Source organism: Kitasatospora sp. NPDC057542, assembly GCF_042801945.1.
Lineage (GTDB): Bacteria > Actinomycetota > Actinomycetes > Streptomycetales > Streptomycetaceae > Kitasatospora.
The window spans coordinates 1-3,675 of record NZ_JBHVFE010000665.1 but is presented as its reverse complement, the minus strand read 5'-3'; the positions used below and the strand labels follow the sequence as shown (position 1 = coordinate 3,675).

Genomic DNA, 3,675 nt, shown 5'->3' with positions numbered 1-3,675 from the left:
GTCGGACCTGAACCGGCCTCCGCGAGAGGAGTCCGGTTCGCGACGAGGGCCCGCTCCACGACGAGGGCCCGCTCCGTGATGTTCCGGCCGGTTACCTGCGGGTAGGCCGGGGCGCCGCGGCGCACCCCTGTTCGCTGCGGGCGAAACTTTGTTCCACACTGCGGAAGAAGCCGCGGCGAGCGGCGCGGACGACGCCCGTCCGGCGGCTGCCAACACCGCGCTGAGCTGCGATGATGCCCTTCCGTTGGAGGCATTCCCGCCCCGGTGACCACTCTGCGGGCCACCCCCGGGGCGGACCCGGACATCAGCCACCGTGAACAAGTGCGAAGATGTATTTCCGGCACGACTGGGCGCCCCACAAAGGCTTCCGACCCACCGGACCGCGACCGGCCCGGCGACCCACCCCATGCATGGAGGACGTGACGTGGCGAACGACGCCAGCACCGTTTTCGACGTAGTCATTCTCGGAGGCGGAAGCGGCGGTTACGCCGCGGCGCTCCGCGCCGCTCAGCTGGGCCTGAGCGTTGCCCTGGTCGAGAAGGGTGAGCTGGGCGGCACCTGCCTGCACCGCGGCTGCATCCCGACCAAGGCGCTGCTGCACGCCGCGGAGATCGCGGACGAGACGAAGGAGGCCGCCGAGTTCGGCGTGCTGGCCACCTTCCAGGGCATCGACATCAACGGCGTCCACAAGTACAAGGACGACGTCATCGCCGGCCTGTACAAGGGCCTTCAGGGCCTGGTGGCGTCCCGCAAGGTCACCTTCATCCAGGGCGAGGGCAAGCTCTCCTCGCAGACCTCGGTGGACGTCAACGGCCAGCGCATCGAAGGCCGCCACATCGTTCTGGCCACCGGCTCCGTGCCGCGCTCGATCCCGGGCCTGGAGATCGACGGCAACCGCGTGATCTCCTCGGACCACGCCCTCAAGCTCGACCGCATCCCGAAGTCGGCCGTCATCCTCGGCGGCGGCGTGATCGGCGTCGAGTTCGCCTCGGTCTGGAAGTCCTTCGGCGTCGAGGTCACCATCGTCGAGGCGCTGCCGCACCTCGTCCCGCTTGAGGACGAGAACTCCTCCAAGCTGCTGGAGCGCGCGTTCCGCAAGCGCGGCATCAAGTTCGAGCTGAAGGCCCGCTTCTCGGGCGTCGAGTACACCGAGACCGGTGTCCGCGTCTCCACCGAGAACGGCAAGCAGATCGACGCCGACCTGCTGCTCGTCGCCATCGGCCGTGGCCCGGTCTCGGCCGGCCTCGGCTACGAGGAGAACGGCGTCGCGATGGACCGCGGCTACGTCCTGGTCGACGAGTACATGCGCACCAACGTGCCCACCATCTCCGCCGTCGGCGACCTCGCCCCGACCCTCCAGCTGGCCCACGTCGGCTTCGCCGAGGGCATCCTGGTCGCCGAGCGCCTGGCCGGCCTCAAGCCGATGCCGATCGACTACGACGGCGTCCCGCGCGTGACCTACTCCAACCCCGAGGTGGCCTCCGTCGGCATCTCCGAGGCCAAGGCCGTCGAGCTGTACGGCAAGGAGAAGGTCGTCACCCTGAAGTACAACCTGGCCGGCAACGGCAAGAGCAAGATCCTGAAGACCGCCGGCGAGATCAAGCTCGTCCAGGTCAAGGACGGCGCCGTGGTCGGCGTCCACATGGTCGGCGCCCGCATGGGCGAGCAGGTCGGCGAGGCCCAGCTGATCTACAACTGGGAGGCTCTGCCGGCCGAGGTCGCGCAGCTCATCCACGCGCACCCGACCCAGTCCGAGGCCCTGGGCGAGGCGCACCTGGCGCTGGCCGGCAAGCCGCTGCACGCGCACGACTGATCACGCCCCACCCCCTTTCCCGGTACTTCCCGTACGCAAGTACTTCCCGTACGCAAGACTTGATAGGAGTCGCTGAAACCATGGCGGTCTCAGTAACACTGCCCGCGCTGGGCGAGAGCGTTTCCGAGGGCACCGTCACCCGCTGGCTGAAGGCCGAGGGTGAGCGTGTCGAGGTCGACGAGCCGCTGCTGGAGGTGTCGACCGACAAGGTCGACACCGAGATCCCGGCCCCGGCCTCCGGCATCCTCTCCTCGATCAAGGTCGGCGAGGACGAGACCGTCGAGGTCGGCGCCGAGCTGGCGATCATCGACGACGGCTCGGGTGCCCCGGCCGCCGCTCCGGCCCCGGCCGCCGAGGCCGCGCCCGCCGCCGCTCCGGCTCCGGCCGCCCCCGTCGCCGAGGCCCCGGCCGCTGCCCCGGCTGCCCCGGCCCCGGCTGCCGCCCCGGCCCCGGCCGCCCCGGCCGGCGACGCCACCCCGGTGCTGCTGCCCGCGCTGGGCGAGTCGGTCACCGAGGGCACCGTCACCCGCTGGCTGAAGGCCGAGGGTGAGACCGTCGAGGTCGACGAGCCGCTGCTCGAGGTCTCCACCGACAAGGTCGACACCGAGATCCCGTCGCCGGTCGCCGGCACCCTGGTGAAGATCCTGGTCGGCGAGGACGAGACCGCCGAGGTCGGCGCCCAGCTCGCGCTGATCGGCGCCGCCGGTGCCGTTGCCGCCGCCCCGGCCCCCGCTGCTCCGGCTGCCCCGGCTCCGGCCGCTCCGGTCGCCGCCCCGGCCCCGGTCGCTCCGGTTGCCGCCCCGGCCCCGGTTGCCGCCCCGGCCCCGGTTGCCGCCCCGGCCCCGGTTGCCGCCCCGGCCGCCCCGGTGGCCGACAGCGGTGACGCCTACGTCACCCCGCTGGTGCGCAAGCTCGCCGCCGAGCAGGGCGTCGCGCTGTCCTCCGTCGCCGGCACCGGCGTCGGCGGCCGCATCCGCAAGCAGGACGTCATCGCCGCCGCGGAGGCCGCCAAGGCCGCTCCGGCCCCGGTCGCCGCCGCCCCGGCCGCCGCGCCGAAGGCCGCCGCCGCGCCGTCCGCCCTGCGCGGCCAGACCGTCAAGATGACCCGCATGCGCAAGGTCATCGGCGACAACATGCTGAAGGCGCTGCACGAGCAGGCGCAGCTGACCAGCGTGGTCGAGGTGGACGTCACCAAGATCATGTCGCTGCGCGCCAGGGCCAAGGAGGGCTTCCTGGCCCGCGAGGGCGTCAAGCTCTCCCCGATGCCGTTCTTCGTCAAGGCCGCCGCCCAGGCGCTGAAGGTCCACGCGGTCGTCAACGCCCGGATCAACGACGCCGAGGGCACGGTCACCTACTTCGACACCGAGAACATCGGTATCGCGGTGGACTCCGAGAAGGGTCTGATGACCCCGGTCATCAAGGGTGCGGGCGACCTCAACATCGCCGGCATCTCGAAGAAGACCGCCGAGCTGGCCACCAAGGTCCGCGACAGCAAGATCACCCCGGACGAGCTGTCCGGCGCCACCTTCACCATCAGCAACACCGGCTCGCGCGGTGCGCTGTTCGACACCGTGATCGTGCCGCCGAACCAGGTCGCCATCCTGGGCATCGGCGCCACCGTCAAGCGCCCGGTGGTCATCGAGTCCGACGGCGGCACCGCCATCGGCATCCGCGACATGGTCTACCTGTCGCTCTCCTACGACCACCGCCTGGTGGACGGCGCCGACGCCGCCCGCTACCTGGTCTCGGTCAAGGAGATCCTGGAGGCCGGCGAGTTCGAGGTCGAGCTCGGCCTCTGACCCCGCCAGGTCCCCGCGGAACCCCGCGCACGGAACCCCGCGTCGTCCCCGGACGGCGCGGGG

2 protein-coding genes are annotated in these 3,675 nt (G+C 71.6%); both read left to right on the top strand.

The annotated features are described in order from the left end of the window. Positions 1-406 precede the first annotated feature (406 nt). On the top strand, positions 407-1,813 hold the full coding sequence (gene lpdA, locus ACFU7Y_RS41740) for a dihydrolipoyl dehydrogenase (RefSeq protein ID WP_263455757.1): 1,407 nt from the start codon (positions 407-409) through the stop codon (positions 1,811-1,813). Between the two features lie 80 nt (positions 1,814-1,893). Beyond that, positions 1,894-3,612 (top strand): 2-oxoglutarate dehydrogenase, E2 component, dihydrolipoamide succinyltransferase, encoded by a 1,719-nt coding sequence (gene sucB, locus ACFU7Y_RS41735; RefSeq protein WP_380771635.1) that lies wholly within the window; start codon positions 1,894-1,896, stop codon positions 3,610-3,612. Positions 3,613-3,675: the final 63 nt, after the last annotated feature.

Coding starts and splice junctions, on each gene's coding strand:
- sucB (WP_380771635.1), top strand. CDS start 1,894: ATGGCGGTCTCAGTAACACTGCCCGCGCTGGGCGAGAGCGTTTCCGAG.
- lpdA (WP_263455757.1), top strand. CDS start 407: ATGCATGGAGGACGTGACGTGGCGAACGACGCCAGCACCGTTTTCGAC.